The sequence below is a fragment of the Streptomyces lothianensis genome, assembly GCF_047779955.1.
Lineage (GTDB): Bacteria > Actinomycetota > Actinomycetes > Streptomycetales > Streptomycetaceae > Streptomyces.
Map to the genome: position 1 here is coordinate 73,013 of NZ_JBLMKT010000028.1, position 15,987 is coordinate 88,999.

General features: G+C 70.9%; 11 protein-coding genes. 7 read left to right on the forward strand and 4 right to left on the reverse strand.

Going from position 1 to position 15,987, the window contains the following annotated elements:
- Positions 1 to 51: 51 nt before the first annotated feature.
- Complete coding sequence (locus tag ACLF6P_RS08375; protein WP_415949218.1) at positions 52 to 1,224, reverse strand: hypothetical protein; 1,173 nt, start codon at positions 1,222 to 1,224, stop codon at positions 52 to 54.
- A 473-nt stretch (positions 1,225 to 1,697) separates the two neighbouring features.
- On the opposite strand from ACLF6P_RS08375, the gene sepH reads away from it, so the two are divergent.
- Positions 1,698 to 2,855, forward strand: coding sequence for a septation protein SepH (gene sepH / locus ACLF6P_RS08380; RefSeq protein ID WP_415949219.1), 1,158 nt, complete (start codon positions 1,698 to 1,700; stop codon positions 2,853 to 2,855).
- Between the two features lie 19 nt (positions 2,856 to 2,874).
- Here sepH and ACLF6P_RS08385 read toward each other — a convergent pair whose 3' ends face one another.
- A complete protein-coding gene (locus ACLF6P_RS08385) occupies positions 2,875 to 3,861 on the reverse strand; it encodes a sulfurtransferase (RefSeq protein ID WP_415949220.1) in 987 nt (328 codons plus the stop codon).
- A 151-nt stretch (positions 3,862 to 4,012) separates the two neighbouring features.
- On the opposite strand from ACLF6P_RS08385, the gene ACLF6P_RS08390 reads away from it, so the two are divergent.
- From ACLF6P_RS08390 to ACLF6P_RS08410, 5 genes are all read left to right on the forward strand, one after another.
- Positions 4,013 to 4,792, forward strand: a complete 780-nt coding sequence (locus ACLF6P_RS08390; protein ID WP_415949221.1) for a VOC family protein — start codon at positions 4,013 to 4,015, stop codon at positions 4,790 to 4,792.
- Positions 4,793 to 4,942: 150 nt separating this feature from the next.
- The gene (gene glxA / locus ACLF6P_RS08395; RefSeq protein ID WP_415949222.1) at positions 4,943 to 6,961 is read left to right on the forward strand and encodes a radical copper oxidase GlxA; all 2,019 of its coding nucleotides are present in this window, start codon (positions 4,943 to 4,945) and stop codon (positions 6,959 to 6,961) included.
- Between the two features lie 192 nt (positions 6,962 to 7,153).
- Positions 7,154 to 9,043 (forward strand): NAD-binding protein, encoded by a 1,890-nt coding sequence (locus tag ACLF6P_RS08400; protein WP_415949223.1) that lies wholly within the window; start codon positions 7,154 to 7,156, stop codon positions 9,041 to 9,043.
- 398 nt (positions 9,044 to 9,441) lie between these two features.
- The gene (locus tag ACLF6P_RS08405; protein ID WP_415949224.1) at positions 9,442 to 9,879 is read left to right on the forward strand and encodes an NfeD family protein; all 438 of its coding nucleotides are present in this window, start codon (positions 9,442 to 9,444) and stop codon (positions 9,877 to 9,879) included.
- 37 nt (positions 9,880 to 9,916) lie between these two features.
- A complete protein-coding gene (locus ACLF6P_RS08410; protein WP_415949225.1) occupies positions 9,917 to 11,125 on the forward strand; it encodes an SPFH domain-containing protein in 1,209 nt (402 codons plus the stop codon).
- Between the two features lie 51 nt (positions 11,126 to 11,176).
- Here ACLF6P_RS08410 and ACLF6P_RS08415 read toward each other — a convergent pair whose 3' ends face one another.
- Together ACLF6P_RS08415 and ACLF6P_RS08420 are read right to left on the reverse strand one after the other, a co-directional pair.
- A complete protein-coding gene (locus ACLF6P_RS08415) occupies positions 11,177 to 11,404 on the reverse strand; it encodes a hypothetical protein (RefSeq protein ID WP_415949226.1) in 228 nt (75 codons plus the stop codon).
- A gap of 104 nt (positions 11,405 to 11,508) precedes the next feature.
- A complete protein-coding gene (locus ACLF6P_RS08420; protein ID WP_415949227.1) occupies positions 11,509 to 12,837 on the reverse strand; it encodes a cation:proton antiporter in 1,329 nt (442 codons plus the stop codon).
- Between the two features lie 568 nt (positions 12,838 to 13,405).
- On the opposite strand from ACLF6P_RS08420, the gene ACLF6P_RS08425 reads away from it, so the two are divergent.
- Entirely contained in the window at positions 13,406 to 15,949 is a 2,544-nt protein-coding gene (locus tag ACLF6P_RS08425; protein WP_415949228.1) for a penicillin acylase family protein, read from the forward strand.
- Positions 15,950 to 15,987: the final 38 nt, after the last annotated feature.

Sequence of the window (15,987 nt, forward strand, 5' to 3'; positions counted from 1 at the left end):
CTCCCTCCCTGCCGCCCGGTCCCGCTGCGGCCGCTGCGGGACCGGGGCACCTCACCCGGCCGTCTCGCCTTCCTCCGGTTCCGGTGCCGACGGCTCCGTGGTCGGGTCGTCCGGGGTCGGGGTGGGGGTGGGGGTCGGCGTGGGAGTGGGTGTCGGTGTCGGCGTGGGGGTCGGCGTCGGTGCGGGCGTATTCTTGCCGCCGTCGTCCGGCGTGGGCTCGGGCCGGACGGTCGGGGTGCCGTCGCCCTGCTTCCGGCCGGTCCCGGTGGACGGGTCGGTGTCGGGCGAGGGGTCCTGGGACGGCGGCGTGTCGTCCCCGCCCCGGTGGGTGCCGCCGCCGGAGAACACACTGCCGATCGTGGTCGAACCGCTGCCCGTGCCGGCCAGGTTCCGGTTCGCCACCTCCTCGTAGACGGTGATCCCGCCCATCGTCACACCGAACACCGCTGCGGCCGCGAGCACCGGCCGCGTCCAGCTGCGGATGCGCCTGCCCTGAACCTCCGAGACGCGGTACGGGGGCGGGGTGGCGTCGGGTGGCGTGGGCCGTACGGTGCCGAGGACGCGGGTGGCGTCCTCGGGAACGGGTGCACGGCTCGCGTCCGCGGAGGCCAGCACGCGAGCGACGTCCTCGGAGGCGAGTGCGCGGGTGGCGTCCTCGGAGCCTCCGGTCTCGCCCAGCAGCCGCGTGACCTCGGCCGATTCGAGCAGCTGCGTGCGGTCGGCGTCCGGGCTCGGTTCCGGTCGCGGACCGGCCGCCGGGAGCACCGTCGTCGCCTGCTCGTCCAGCGCAGCCAGCTCGTCCTGTGTGGTCGCCGCGGCGGGCACGTCCACGACGCCCGGGCGCCAAGTGGTCGTCATCGCCCGGGTGTTCGGTGCGGTGCTCGGTGCGGTGTACGTGACGGGGTCGGGCCGGGCACGGAAGGTCTCCGGCACCGGCGAGCCATCTCCCGTCACCGGGACCTGGCGGGAACGGCCCGGCTTCGCCTTGACCGCGGCCTCGCGCACCTGCTCGCCCGTGCGCTTGAAGAAGTGCTGGAAGACCGGGCCGCCGCAGGTGGCCACGATGCTCATGACGCCCGCGCCGAGGATCGTCCCGTACACCCCGAAGCTGGAGGCGAGTTTCGCGGCGAGCACCGCCGCGAGCGCACCGCCCGCCACCTGCGGGACATTGACGTCTATGCGCTTCTTCTTCTCGTCCGCCCCGTTTTCCACCTGCTGCGCCATCCCCGTCCCTTGGTCTCCGAATCACCTGACTGCCACCCTTAAGGGACCTTTGGGCGAAGCGGATAGTTCCGTTTCCGGAGTTTCTGTGAAGCAGCACACCTCTGTAAGCAGGGGATATGGGAGCGACGGGGGCCAACTCCCTTGCCGGGGGACAACTTCGGCGGCGCGGCGGTCCACCCAGGTGGCCCGAATGGAGTACTGTTGCGAGCCCTGGGTTCGGACTCCCGCCTGGGTGCCCAGGGCCCGCGAGGGACCTTCGGGAGGGGGATCGCTGCACAGGGTGACCAATGTGGGCAACTTCGGTCACTTTGCGTGGCGAATACGTAACCGTGCCATAGCGGCGATCAAGGACCCATGCCCGACACGCCGGGCAACTCGGCAAGGTTGTGGCAGGCTGCACCCGGGCAGGCCACACTCGACTAGCGGAAGCAGCGACGCACGTGACGTCGGCAGGCACCACCCGGGAGGTCCCCATGCCCGAACTGCGTGTCGTGGCCGTCTCCAATGACGGCACACGGCTGGTGCTGAAGGCTGCGGACGGGGCGGAGTACACGCTTCCGATCGACGAACGCCTGCGCGCCGCCGTGCGCGGTGACCGGCCACGACTCGGCCAGATCGAGATCGAGGTCGAATCGCATCTGCGTCCCCGGGACATCCAGGCGCGTATACGTGCGGGTGCGACCGCGGAAGAGGTCGCCCAGCTCGCCGGCATCCCCGTCGACCGCGTCCGCCGCTTCGAGGGCCCGGTGCTCGCGGAGCGTGCCTTCATGGCGGAGCGGGCCCGCAAGACGCCGGTGCGCCGGCCCGGCGAGAACGCGGGGCCGCAGCTCGGGGAGGCCGTACGGGAGCGGCTGCTGCTGCGCGGCGCCGACAAGGACACCGTGCAGTGGGACTCGTGGCGTCGCGACGACGGCACCTGGGAGGTCCTGCTCGTGTACCGGGTCGCGGGTGAGCCGCACTCGGCGAGCTGGACCTACGACCCGCCGCGGCGGCTCGTGGCGGCCGTCGACGACGAGGCGCGCTCGCTGATCGGCGAGTCCGATGACATCGCGGCCCCCGAGCCGAGCTTCCCGTTCGTGCCGCGGATCGCGCGGCTGCCGCGTGACCGGCCGCTCGACCGTGCGCTGGACCGCCAAATGGAGCGGCCCGACCGGCAGATCCCCGGCCCCTCGCCCGAACCGGCGGAGGAATCCACGGGCTCCGAGCGCGACTCGCTCACCAGCCTGCTCGAGGCGGTCCCGAGCTTCCGTGGCGACCTGGTGGTCCCGGAGCGCCCCACAGCCGCTCCGGCGACCCCGTCGGCCCCCGCCTCGGCCTCCCCGTCCACCGCCGGGCCCGGGTCCCCGGCCCCGTCCGGCGCTCCCTCGCCGGAGCGGACCGGCGAGGAAGGGCCCCTGAAGGAACCCGAGGACCAGGAGCCGGAGGCCGAGGAGCCGCCCGCACCCGCGGCATCGGCGGGCGCCGCGTACGCGGACGTCCTGATGCCGCGCGCGGTGGCCGGCCACCGCGACCGCCTCGTCGGCACGACCGACCGGCAGGCCGAGGCGGACGGGGTGCGGCCCGGGCGCCGGGCGGCGGTCCCGAGCTGGGACGAGATCGTCTTCGGCACGCGCCGCAAGAAGAAGGACTGACCCCCCGGCCCCGTACCTCCTACGGGTTCGGGCCCGTGGCCACTGGGCGGCTCTCGTCCGAGGACCAGTTCGACCACGAGCCCGCGTACAGCTCGGCCTCGATGCCGGCGATGGCCAGGGCGAGGATTTCGTGGGCGGCGGAGACTCCCGAACCGCAGTAGACGCCCACGCGGGGTGCCTTGTCCGCGCCCAAGGCGTGGAAGCGGGTGGCCAGTTCGGCGGCGGTACGGAAGTGGCCGTCCGGTGCGGCGTTCTCCGTCGTCGGGGCCGAGACCGCGCCCGGGATGTGACCGCCGACGCGGTCGATGGGCTCCACCTCGCCGCGGTAGCGCTCGCCCGCGCGGGCGTCGAGCAGGAGTCCGGAGCGGGCGAGGGCCGCCGCCTCGTCCGCGTCGAGGACGGGGAGCGAGCCGGGGCGCGGGACGAAGTCGCCCGGCGTCACCGGGGGCGTCCCGGATTCGAGGTCGCCCGGGGCGAGCGAAGGCGTGCCGGCTTCACGCTGGGCGGCCGGGGAGGCGTCGGGCGCCGGGGAGGCGTAGAGCGCCGGGGCAGTCGGGGCCGGTGCCACGGTGGTCCCGTCCGGTGCCGGGGCGGTCGGCGCCGGTGTCCGGCCGGCCGTCCACGCCTTGAGGCCGCCGTCCAGAACGCGGACCGAGTGGTGGCCCGCCCAGCGCAGGAGCCACCACGCGCGGGCCGCGGCCCAGCTCTGGCCGCCGTCGTAGATGACGACAGGGCGGTCCGAGCGTACGCCCGCCGCACGCATCACGGAGGCGAAAACCTCCGGCTCGGGGAGCGGATGGCGGCCGCCCGCGCCCGGCGGGCCCGCGAGCGCGGTGTCGAGGTCGACATAGGCGGCGCCGGGGATGTGCCCGGCCGCGTAGGCGGCGCGGCCGTCGAACCCGGACCCGCCGGCCAGCGTCATCTGCCAGCGCACGTCGAGCAGGACCGGAGGACTCTCGCCGTTCGACTCGCTCGCCAGTTCGGCAGCGGAGATGATGGGATGCATGGGCACATCCTTGCGCATTCCCATGGCGCCGCGGACCCTGCTCATGACAGCGGGGGGATGAGCGGGCCCGCAGTGGGCATGCTGCCCAAGACACGGCGGGCACGCTGCTCATCACGCCCCGGCCTGTGGCCGCCCCGAGGAGAGAGTGACGATGACCGAGTCAGCAGCTCGGCGCGAACCCGGCACGCCCTGCTGGGTGAGCCTGATGGTGCACGGCCTGGCCGATACCCAGAAGTTCTACGGCGCGCTCTTCGGCTGGGACTTCCTGCCGGGCCCCAAGCAGCTCGGCCCCTACGTACGGGCGGTCCTTGACGGCCACGAGGTCGCCGGGATCGGTGTCCTGCCGCGCGACCGGCATCTGCCGATCGCCTGGACCCCGTATCTGGCCTCCGATGATGTGGACGCCACCGCGGACACCATCCGCCACTGCGGCGGCACGGTCGGCGTGGGCCCGCTCGACGCGGACCGCGCGGGTCGGCTGCTGATCGCCTCGGATCCGGCCGGCGCCGTCTTCGGTGTCTGGCAGGGCGCGGAGCACGCGGGTGCGGGCGTCACCGGCCTGCCCGGCACCCCGGTGTGGAACGAGCTGGTCACGCGCGACACCGCCTCGGTCGCGAAGTTCTACCAGGCGGTCTTCGGCTACACCGAGCAGCCCGTCGTCTCCGCCGATTTCGACTATCTCTCCCTGTGGGTCGGCGATCACGCGGTTGCCGCGATCCATGGCGTGGGTAACGGGCTGCCCCGCGACCGCGGGCCGCACTGGACGACGTTCTTCGAGGTCGAGGACGTGGACGGCACGGTGGAGCACGCCGTCGAGCTGGGCGGGCATGTGGTGCGCGGCCCGCACGACAGCGGGCACGGGCGGATGGCCACCGTTGCGGACCCGGAGGGCGCGGCCCTCAACCTCGTACGGAGCACCGAGCCGGCGTAGGTCCGGCCCGGCGGAGCGAACACACCACCGGCCGAAGCGGGCAGCATCCTGCATGCCGCCGACCGGGCGGGCCCGCGTGCGGGGACCTTTGCACTGTCCTAAGGTCGCATTCCGTAACAAACCGCACACATCGCCCGCAGGAGCCGCTGTATGCCGGAGCCGAAGCGCCGCCGTCCGCGCCATCGACGCACCACCAAGTTCCTGCTCGGTACGGGCGCCGTGCTGGTGCTCGGCGCGGCCAATGCGCCCGCCGCGTACGACTTCGCCTCCACGCGCTACCACGCGTACAAGATCGGTCAGCCGGAATACAAGGCCGGGCACGGCGAGTGGACCGTGGTCGACGTGCCCGAGAAATACCGGATCAACACCATCCACGCGGCGCTCCTGCACACCGGGAAGGTGCTGCTCGTCGCGGGTTCGGGCAACGACGCCACGCAGTTCGACGCGAAGACCTTCCGCACAGTCCTGTGGGATCCGGAGAAGAACACGTTCAAGAACATCCCCACTCCCGCCGACCTCTTCTGCGCGGGCCACACCCAACTCCCCGACGGGAAGCTGCTTGTGGCGGGCGGAACCCAGCGGTACGAGACGCTCGAAGGCGATGTCGAGAAGGCCGGCGGCCTGATGATCGTCTACAACGAGAACCCGGACAAGCCGAAGACCCTGCCCGAGGGGACCCGGTTCACCGGGCGGGACAACGGCAAGACCTTCGTCTCACAGGCCGGCATCGTCGTACCGCGCGCGGAGAAGAAGACCGATCCGAAGACCGGGAAGACCGAGGTCACGGCGTCGAGTGCGCGGGTGTACGTGGAGGCCGAGAAGAAGGGGCCCGAGCACCAGACCGGCGCACAGGACCAGTACGCCGTCTCCGGTCTCCAAGGCGCGGAGAAGCAGAACATCTACGGGATCGCGCAGAAGCTGTCCTTCGACAAGAAGGACTTCCAGGGGATCAAGGACGCCTTCGAATTCGACCCGGTGGCCGAGAAGTACATCAGGGTCGACGCGATGCACGAGGCACGCTGGTATCCGACGCTGACCACGCTGGAGGACGGCAAGGTCCTGTCGGTCTCCGGGCTCGACGAGATCGGGCAGGTCGTGCCCGGCAAGAACGAGGTCTACGACCCGAAGACGAAGGAATGGGAGTTCCTGCCCGAGGCACGGTTCTTCCCCACGTATCCCGCGCTCTTCCTCGCCTCCGACGGACGGATCTTCTACACCGGCTCGACCGCCGGCTACGGGCCCGCCGACCAGGGGCGCGAGCCGGGGATCTGGGACCTTGACAGCAACGAGTTCGACAAGGTTCCGGGGCTGAGCGACCCCGATCTGCTCGAAACCTCGATGTCCGTGCTGCTGCCGCCCGCCCAGGAGCAGCGGTACATGGTGCTCGGCGGCGGCGGGGTCGGTGAGTCGCCCAAGTCGACGGACCGCACGGCGATCGTGGACCTCGACGCGGATGCCCCGCGTTTCCGTGACGGGCCGAAGCTGTACGAGAAGGCGCGCTACCCGAGCAGTGTGGTGCTGCCCGACGACACCGTACTGACCACCAACGGCTCCGGTGACTATCGCGGGAAGTCCGACAGCAACGTCCTCAAGGCCGCGATCTTCGATCCGAAGACGAACAAGTTCACCGAGGCGGCCGCTCCGCTGGTCGGCCGCAACTACCACTCGGGCGGGCTGCTGCTGCCCGACGGCCGGGTGATGACCTTCGGCTCGGACTCGCTCTTCGCCGACAAGGCGAACTCCAGGGCCGCCACGTTCGAGCAGCGCCTGGAGCTGTACACCCCGCCGTATCTGCACCAGGGCGGCGAACGGCCCGTGCTGCGGGATCCCGAGGGCGGGGAGCGGACGGTGCGGCTCGGCGCGACGGTGGCGTACGAGAGCGAGGACCCGCAGGCGATCGACCGGATGCGGCTGCTCAGGCCCGGCTCGTTCACGCATGTCACCAACGTCGAACAGCGGTCGATCGCGCTGGACTTCGAGCGCACGGACGGCGGCGTGGAGGTCACGCTGCCCGAGAACCCGGCGCTCGTGCCGCCCGGCTGGTACATGCTGATGGCGGTCGACGAGCGCGGCGTGCCCTCCGAGGCGGTGTGGCTGCACGTACCGGTCTCCAAGGACGCGCCGACGCACAAGACGACCAGTAAGGACCCGGAGCCGGCGCTGAAATAGCCTCGGCCGACCGGGGCTTGTACCCGGTGCCACGGCCGGGCGACCACGGCTTGCACCCGGTGGCACGGCCGGGCGACCACGGCTTGCACCCGGTGGCACGGCCGGTGTCGCCTTGGCAGCACCGCACCTCATGCGGCACGCTTCACCCTCGTGTCCGATGCTTCTGATCACTCAACTTCCGTCACCGGCCGCATGATTGTCTGCGGCGACGACGCCCTCGCCCAGCGCCTGGCCGGAGAGTTGCGCGAGGTGTACCGCGCGCAGGTGACCTTGGTCGTGCCGCCCGCGGGAAGCCGGCCCCAACTGCCGCTGACCGGGCGGGAACGGGCGGGTGCCCTGCTCGGCAGGGTCTCTGCGGTGCTCGGACGGGGTTCGGGCGACGCGGAACAAGCGCCGCAGGAGCAGAGCGTGATGGAGGCGGCCGAACTCAACGACGAGGTACTGGCCGAGGCAGGCGTACGGGAGGCCGCGGCCCTCGCCCTGGTCAACGACGACGACGAGACGAACATCCGCGCCGCCCTCGCCGCCCGCCGGCTCAACCCGCGGCTGCGCCTGGTGATCCGGCTCTACAACCGCAAGCTCGGCCAGTATCTGGCGGAACTCCTCGACCAGGCCACCCCCTTGCCGTACCCGCCCGCCACCATCCGCGATGCCTCCACCACCGTGCTCTCGGACGCCGATACGGCCGCCCCCGCCCTCGCGGCCGCCGCAGTGGCCGGCACCCGCAAGGTGCTGCAGACGGACGGGCTGCTGCTGCAGGCGGTGGAGCAGCAGCCGGGCCGCCGCGGCGAGGCACCCGCCGAAGGCCTGTGCACGCTCGCGCTGCTGTCCACCACGCGCGACGGCGGCGCCGGCGAGGGCTTGCAGCTGCTGCCCGACGACATGCAGGTCGCGGCGGCCGCCGCCGAGCGCGGCACGGTCGTCCTGCAAACCGTCCAGCACAGCGCCCCCGCCCTGGCACCGCGCCGCGCGGCCCGGGGTGCGCCGCTGCGCGAGCTGTTCTCGCGGCAGCTGCGCTTCGCGCTCGCCGGGCTCCTGGCCGCGGTGCTCGCGCTCGCGGTGACGTCCTCGCTGACCACCCACGCGCATCCGCTGCACGCCACGTACACGACCCTGCTCGACCTGTTCGCCCTGAACGACCCGGCGACGGACGGTCCGCACAGCCGGCAGATCCTGCAGCTGCTCGCCGCCCTGGCCGGGCTGCTGCTCCTTCCGGTGCTGCTCGCGGCGGCGCTCGAGGCCTTCGGCACCTTCCGTACGGCCTCGGCGCTGCGCCGCCCGCCGCGCGGTCTGTCGGACCATGTCGTGCTGCTCGGCCTGGGCAAGATCGGCAGCCGGGTCCTGACGCGACTGCGTGATCTCGACATCCCCGTCGTCTGCGTCGAGGAGGACCCGGAGGCGCGCGGCATCCCGCAGGCGCGGCGACTGCGGGTTCCGGTGGTGCTCGGGGATGTCGCCGAGGAGGGCGTCCTGGAGGCGGCGAAGATCCACCGCGCCCATTCGCTCCTGGCGCTGACCAGCATCGACACCACGAACCTCGAGGCCGCGCTGTACGCACGCTCCGTGAAGCCGGACCTGGGTGTGGTGCTGCGCGTGTACGACGACGAGTTCGCCACGGCCGTCTTCCGTACCCTGAGCGCGGCACACCCCCGGGCGACCACGCGGAGCCGCAGCGTGACCACCCTGGCCGCGCCCGCCTTCGCCGGGGCGATGATGGGGCGCTCGATCCTGGGCGCGATCCCGGTCGAGCGCGAGGTGCTGCTCTTCGCCGCGCTCGACGTGGCCGAGCACTCCGAGATGCGGGACCGCACGGTCACGGAGGCGTTCCGGCCCGGCTTCTGGCGCGTCGTGGCCCTCGACACCTCCGCCCCCGCACAACGCCTCCCCGACCTCTCCATCACCCCGTCCCCGTACTCCCAGGGCCACACCCCGGGACTCGTCTGGAACCTGCATCCCGGCCAGGTCCTGACCGCCGAGGACCGTGTGGTCGTGGTGGCCACCCGGCGCGGCCTCGCGGAGCTCCTGGGCGGTCGGCGGGGCCCGGGGCGGGTGGGGCCGCCGCGGACGGGCGGGCCCGAGTGAGCTCGCGGGGGTGAATCCGGCGGGGGCTCCACGGAGCGGGTCCCGCGCAAGGTGGACCAGCCGAGGGTGGGTCCTGCGGAAGGTCGGTCGTACGCAGGGGTGGGCCTGCGGAGGGTCGGTCCCGCGGAGGGTCGGTCCCGCGGAGGATCGGTCCCGCGGAGGATCGGTCCCGCGGAGGATCCGTCCGGCTGAGGATCGGTCGTACGCGGGGTGGGTCGTCCTGTGACTGCCGAGGCCCGGCAACGTTGCGTGTGCCTTGGCTGCCGTGCGTATGCAGTCGCTCCCTCGGACGGCATCTGGCCTGCGGGGTTCCGCTCCGTGGGGCGCTTCCGGGACCTGTTGTGGCGCGGTTCCAGGGCGTAGCGTGGTGAGTAGGTTCCCCGAGGGAGGGTGATCCGATGCCGTGGTTCTTGTGGCTGCTCGCCGCCGGTGTGCTGGGCGCGGCAGAGTTCTTCACGCTGACGGTGGTGTTCGGGCTCCTGGCCGGTGCCGCACTGGTCGCCGCCGTGGTCTCCGGCCTGGGTGTCGGCCTGCTCGGCCAGCTCGTCGCGCTCAGCGTGGCAGCGGCGGCCGGGCTCGTGGTCGGGCGTCCGTTCGTGCTGCGGCAGATGGCGCGCCAGCCCCTCACGTACGAGGGCAGTGATGCGCTGATCGGCCGGAGCGGCGAGGTGACGAGCGAGGTCACGGCCACGCACGGCCTGGTGAAGATCTCCGGCGAGGAATGGTCCGCACGCGCCCTCGACGAGACGCTTGTGATCCCGGTCGGAGCCATGGTGGACGTGATGGAGATCGAAGGTGCGACCGCCGTCGTCTATCCGCGGGAGCTGCTGCCATGACTTCCGCGACGGCTGATGACAGACCTACGGAGGAAGCATGGATCCGCTGATCATCCCGATTTTCGTGGCCGCGATCGTCGTCGTCTTCCTCGTGGCGTCCACCATACGGATCGTGCCGCAAGCCCGCCGGTACAACATCGAGCGCTTCGGCCGGTACCGACGCACGCTGCAGCCGGGCCTGAACTTCGTGCTGCCCGTGGCGGACCGGGTCAACACCAAGCTCGACGTGCGAGAGCAGGTGTACTCCTCCGACCCCAAGCCGGTGATCACCGAGGACAACCTCGTGGTCAACATCGACACCGTGCTCTACTACCAGATCACCGACCCGCGGGCCGCCGCCTACGAGGTCGCCGACTACCTCCAGGCGATCGACCAGCTCACCGTGACCACGCTGCGCAACGTCATCGGCAGCATGGACCTGGAGGAGACCCTCACCTCGCGCGAGGAGATCAACACCCGGCTGCGCACGGTCCTGGACGACGCGACCGGCAAGTGGGGCATCCGCGTCAACCGCGTGGAGATCAAGGCCATCGACCCGCCGCACACCATCAAGGAGGCGATGGAGAAACAGATGCGCGCCGAGCGCGACAAGCGCGCGGCGATCCTGCACGCGGAGGGTGAACGGCAGGCCAAGATCCTCACGGCGGAGGGCACCAAGCAGAAGGACATCCTGGAGGCACAGGGCACCCAGCAGGCCATGATCCTGCGGGCGGACGGCGAGGCGAAGGCGGTGGAACGGGTCTTCCAGGCCGTGCATCGCAACAACGCCGACTCGAAGGTGCTCGCGTACAAGTACCTGGAGACGCTGCCGCACCTGGCGGGCAGCGACAACAACACGTTCTGGGTGATCCCGGGTGAGCTGACCGAGGCGATCCGTTCGGTGTCCCAGGCGTTCGGCGACCACACGCAGACGGGCGCGGCCGGGCTCTCCGGCGATCAGTCCGGAACCGCCCCCGCGCCGCCGGACACGGCCGCAGTCGAGTCCGGCACGGGCGGCGAGGCGGGCGCAGCGCTCGCAGCCGGCACGGGCCGCGGGTCCGGAGCGGCTCTGGGCTCCGGCGCGGACAACGGCGCCGCAGATCCGGAGATCGAGACCGGCTCGACCCTCGCCCTGGATGCCGCCGCGGCGGCCGAGGAGGTCGCCCGTCAGTCGGCGGCGGTCGTCAGCGATGCGAAGGCCGAGGCGGAGGCGGCGCGTACCACCACCCAGGCACCGGGACTCAACACCTCGTCACCGGAGGAGTGACCGCACGGCGGCGGCCACTTCGCCGGACTGCGACTCGGATACGCCGTGCGGTCATGCCTGCGCCCGGGTCGTCTGGAGGTTGGGGTTCACGAACATGTGGACGTATCCGCAGGTCCAGCAGATGAGTCCGGTCGCGGCCTCGTTCGCCCAGGCGAGGTTGAACAGCTCCATGCCGGAGCTGTTCAACAGCACCTCGCGCTCACGGAATCGGTCGCCGCCGCAGACGTGGCACCGTATCCACATGCTCCCCAGCTGTGCGTGTACAGGCTTGGCTGCCATACGTCCCCCTTGGTGAAGCCCTCGCCGGGTGTGCGACGGCGATGCCCGGTCACCGTGGGCACCCCCGGATTCATGCGCGGGAGTGCGCTCGCTCCCCCTGCGCCCTACTTGCCCTTCTCGCTCATCGCACCTTCCCCACTCCTCGCGGGCTGCGCACTCCTCTCGCCCTGCGTGCCCTCCGCACCCTTCCCGCTCTCCTCGCCGTGCTGCGCCGGTACGGCGGCGCCCTCCGGTGAGCCGTCCGCGCCGCCGGGGATGCCGGCGAGGTCGTTGACGTGGAAGAGGCGCGCGATCGGCACGTCGGTGCTGCTGTGCGCGATGATCGACACCGCGATGCACACGGCGATGAGGGTGAACGCCTCCTCGCCCTGCGGAATCCCCGCCTGCAGCACGAGCAGCCCGTAGACCACCGAGGCGAAGCCCTTCGGGCCGAACCAGGCGGCGACCAGCTTCTCCTGCCGCGTGAACCGCGTGCCGAGCAGCGAGACCAGCATCGAGGCCGGGCGGATCAGGACGATCGCCAGGACGACCGCCACATAGCCGCCGAACGACAGGTCACCGAAGAGCTGCGGGGTGAGCAGCGCGCCGAACACCAGCAGGGCGGCGAACTTGGCGAGCTCGGCGAGCGCCTCGCCCAGGGGCTCGAAGGCGCTCTTCGACTCCGGTGCGATGGCGGTGATCACCGCGCCCGCGGAGAACGCGGCGAGGTAGGGGTTGGCGTGCGTGAGGTGGCACAGCGCATACAGGATCACGCCGGTCGCGAGTGGAAGCAGCGGCTGCAGCTTCGGCTCGGCGCCGAGCAGACGGAAGCGCACCAGAGCGTTCACGATCAGCGGCAGCGCGACACCGAAGGCGAGGCCGAGGCCCAGTTCGAGACCGATCTCGCCGCCCGAGGTCGTGATGTGGCCGGAGGTGGGACCGGCCATGGCGATGAAGATGAGGACGATGGGCAGCGCGAGGCCGTCGTTGATCCCGGACTCGACGTTCAGCAACTGCCGCAGCTTCGCCGGAACTTCCTTGCGGCCGATGATCGCCGAGGCGAAGACCGGGTCGGTCGGCGCGAGCACCGCACCGACGAGGAACGACGTCGTCCAGTCCAGGCCCACCACGAAGTGCGCGAGCAGCGCCATCCCGATGAAGGCGAGCGGCATGCCGAGCCCGAGCGCGCGGGCCGGGTGCTTCCAGTTCTCCTTCAGCTTGCCGAAGTGGACGTGCATGCCGTCGGTGAACAGCACGGCGAACAGGGCCAGATCGGCTGTCACGGCCACGATCTCGCTGTCCGGCGTGATGTGGATCAGCCCGAGAAAGCCGTCACTGACGAGCGCGCCACCGACGAGGAAGAGGAAGGACGTGGACAACACGGTCCGGGCGGCGAGTCCGGACAGTAGTACGGCCACCAGCAGCGCCACCCCGAACACGGCTACCAGCAACATGACATACGCTCCCGATCGGCACAGTTGTCCACCTCGCGGCCCTTGCCGCCGAGTTCGCCGACCAGAGACTCCCCTGCTCAGCACTGCGGACCTTACCTGCCCTTTAGACGATCTTGACAGGCTGGTGGCGTGCAAACGGCCGGGGGTCCGATTGCCGTGTTCCGGCAAATGAGAGCGTGTTGGCAAACCCCCGTCCGGATCAGACCACTCGGGCCCGGGCGGGGGATTGCCAACACGCTGTGAGATGTGCGGCGCGACGCAGAAGCGGGCAGCCCGGCCCGATCAGCCGATTCCGGAGGAGCGTACGGACGGTGCGGGGCTTGGGAATCCGGAACGCTACGGAGTGACGGGGGTCGGCGACCCGGGATAGGACCCCTTGTATACCCACGGCCCCGTGGTCAGGCCGTGCGGTCGGCCCTGCCCCGGGGGACTCTTCTGCGCCTTCGAGTCTCATCGGTCCTCCTTGGCATGGCCGCGCCCGGACAACGGCCCATACGACAGGAGGAAGACGCCGATGGCGCTGAGCAGGTCATGGAGGGGACGCCGAGCGAGACTGCTGGTGCCGGTCATGGCGGCAGCGGCCGTGATGAGCACGCTGGCGGCAACCGGGACGGCCGCCGGCAGTGCGGCAGCGGCGGCGGCCGATACCGGCCCTGACAAGCCGACGATCCGTTACACCGAGTACGGAATCCCGCACATCATCGCCTCGGACTGGGAGGGTCTGGGAACGGGCTACGGATACGCGGCCGCGAAGGACAATATCTGCACCCTCGCGGACACCTATCTGATGGTCAACGCCCAGCGATCCCGATACCTGGGACCCGACGGCAGGGCGAGCCCCGGAGAGAAGCAGAACACCACCACCAACCTCAACAGCGACCTCTACTTCCAGCGGATCAAGGACGACCGGGTGGTGGAGCGGCTCCTCGACGAGCCCGCGCCCGAAGGACCGGCGCCGGAGGTCAGGGAGGCCATCCGCGGCTATGTCCAGGGGTACAACAGGTATCTGACCGAGACCGGCGTGGACAACATCACCGACCCTGCCTGCCGAGGCGCGGACTGGGTGCGTCCGATCACGGAGCTGGACGTCTACCGGCATGCGCATTCCGAGATCATCATGGGCAGCGCCGACGCGTTGCTGGACGGCCAGGTGAACGCCGCGCCCCCGGGGTCCTCGGCCACCGCGCAGTCGACGCCCTCGTCCTCGAAGAGCGCGGCGGAGACCTCGGCGCTGGACGCGAAGAACGACGCCGAGAACGACACGGAGAAGGACGCCGAGAAGGACGCCGGGAAGGACGCGAACAAGTCCACGAAGAAGGCCGCGAGGGAGACCGCGGAGAAGATTCGCGACGCGCTGGCCGTGAGCCGCCGGCAGGGCATGGGCAGCAACGCGCTGGCGGTCGGCTCGCAGGGCGTGTCCGAAGGCACCAGCATGCTGCTGGCCAACCCGCATTTCCCGTGGCAGGGCAAGAACCGGATGTGGCAGAGTCACCTGACCATCCCGGGCAAGGTGAACGTCTCCGGGGCGAGTCTGCTGGGATTCCCCGTGGTGAACATCGGCCACAACGAGAACGTGGCCTGGAGCCATACGGTCGCCACGGTGGCCCCATTCGGGCTCTTCGACGTGCAGGTTGATCCGCTGAACCCCACCAAGTACCTGGTGGACGGCGTCTGGGAGCAGATGACCTCACAGGAGGTCTCGGTCGACGTGCGGAAGCCGGACGGCTCCCTCTCCGAGGTCACCAGGACGCTGTGGTCCACCCGCTACGGCCCGGTCACCACCTCGATGCAGGGCGTCCCGCTGCCCTGGGTGGTCAGCGCGCACGCGGTACGCGACGTGAACATGCACAACCTGCGGGCGATGAACACCTGGTTCGGCCTCGACCAGGCCGACGACGTCCATGACGTGGTGAACGTCCTGGAGACCACCCAGGGCATCCCGTACTTCAACACCGTCGCCTCCGACCGCAAAGGCAACGCGCTGTACGCGGACATCCAGGCCACCCCGAACATCACCGACAAGCACGCGCGATCGTGTCTCACCGAGACCGGCAAGCTGCTGTTCAACCAGTCGCTGCGGCTGCCGAACGTGCCGCCGATCTCCATCCTCGACGGCAAGCGCAGCGCGTGCGACTGGCCCGACGACCCGAACGCGGCCGCACCGGGCCTCCTCGACCCGCACGAACAGCCACGCCTGATCCGGTCCGACTTCGTGGGCAACGCCAACGACAGCCCCTGGCTGGCCAATCCCGAGGAGCCGCTGTCCTTCCCCCGGGTGATGGGTGACACCTCGGCGCCGCGGTCGCTGCGCACGCAGGAACTCATCCTGACCGCGCAGAACCGGATCAACGGGACCGACGGCCTGCCGGGCAAGGGCTTCACACCGGAGACGATGGGGCGGCTGCTGTTCGCCGACAACAGCAGGGCCGCCGACCTGGCCCTGGACGCGACGGTGAGGATGTGCCGGAACACCGCCTTCGGACTCATCCTGGTGGACGGCACCCTGGTCGACGTGAGCGAGGCGTGTCCGATCCTGGCCGCCTGGACGAGCCACGACTACACGGCGGACAGCCGGGGTTCCTGGCTCTTCGCGAACTACTGGGCCTTCCTGCAGAACGGCCGGGGAGTCGAGAAACTGCCGTGGCGGGTTCCCTTCGACCCCAAGGACCCGGTGCACACACCCAATTCGCTGGACTCGGGGAACTCGGAGGTCAAGGCGGCGTTCGGCCGTGCCGTGCTCGCGCTGCGCAGGGCCGGCATCCCTCTGGACGCGCCGCTGTCCGACGTCCAGCACGTCACCCGCGGCGGCGAGCGGATCCCGGTCCACGGCTCGCTCAGCAGTCTGGGCGTGCTGAACGTGATCACCCCCGGCCAGGTCGACGGAGAGACGGACGTCGTGTTCGGGTCCAGCTTCATCCAGCAGGTGCGGTTCACCGCGGACGGGCCGCCGCAGGCGTTCTCCGTCATGGCCTACTCCCAGTCGGCCAACCCGAACTCGCCGCACCACGCCGACCAGACCAAGCTGTTCTCGGCCGGTGAGTGGGTGACCGAGCGGTTCACGGAGGAACAGATCGCGGCCGCTCCGGAACTGCGGACCAAGGTACTGAACTGAGCGCGCTGACAGCCCGAAAGCCGTGGGTCGACAACCCT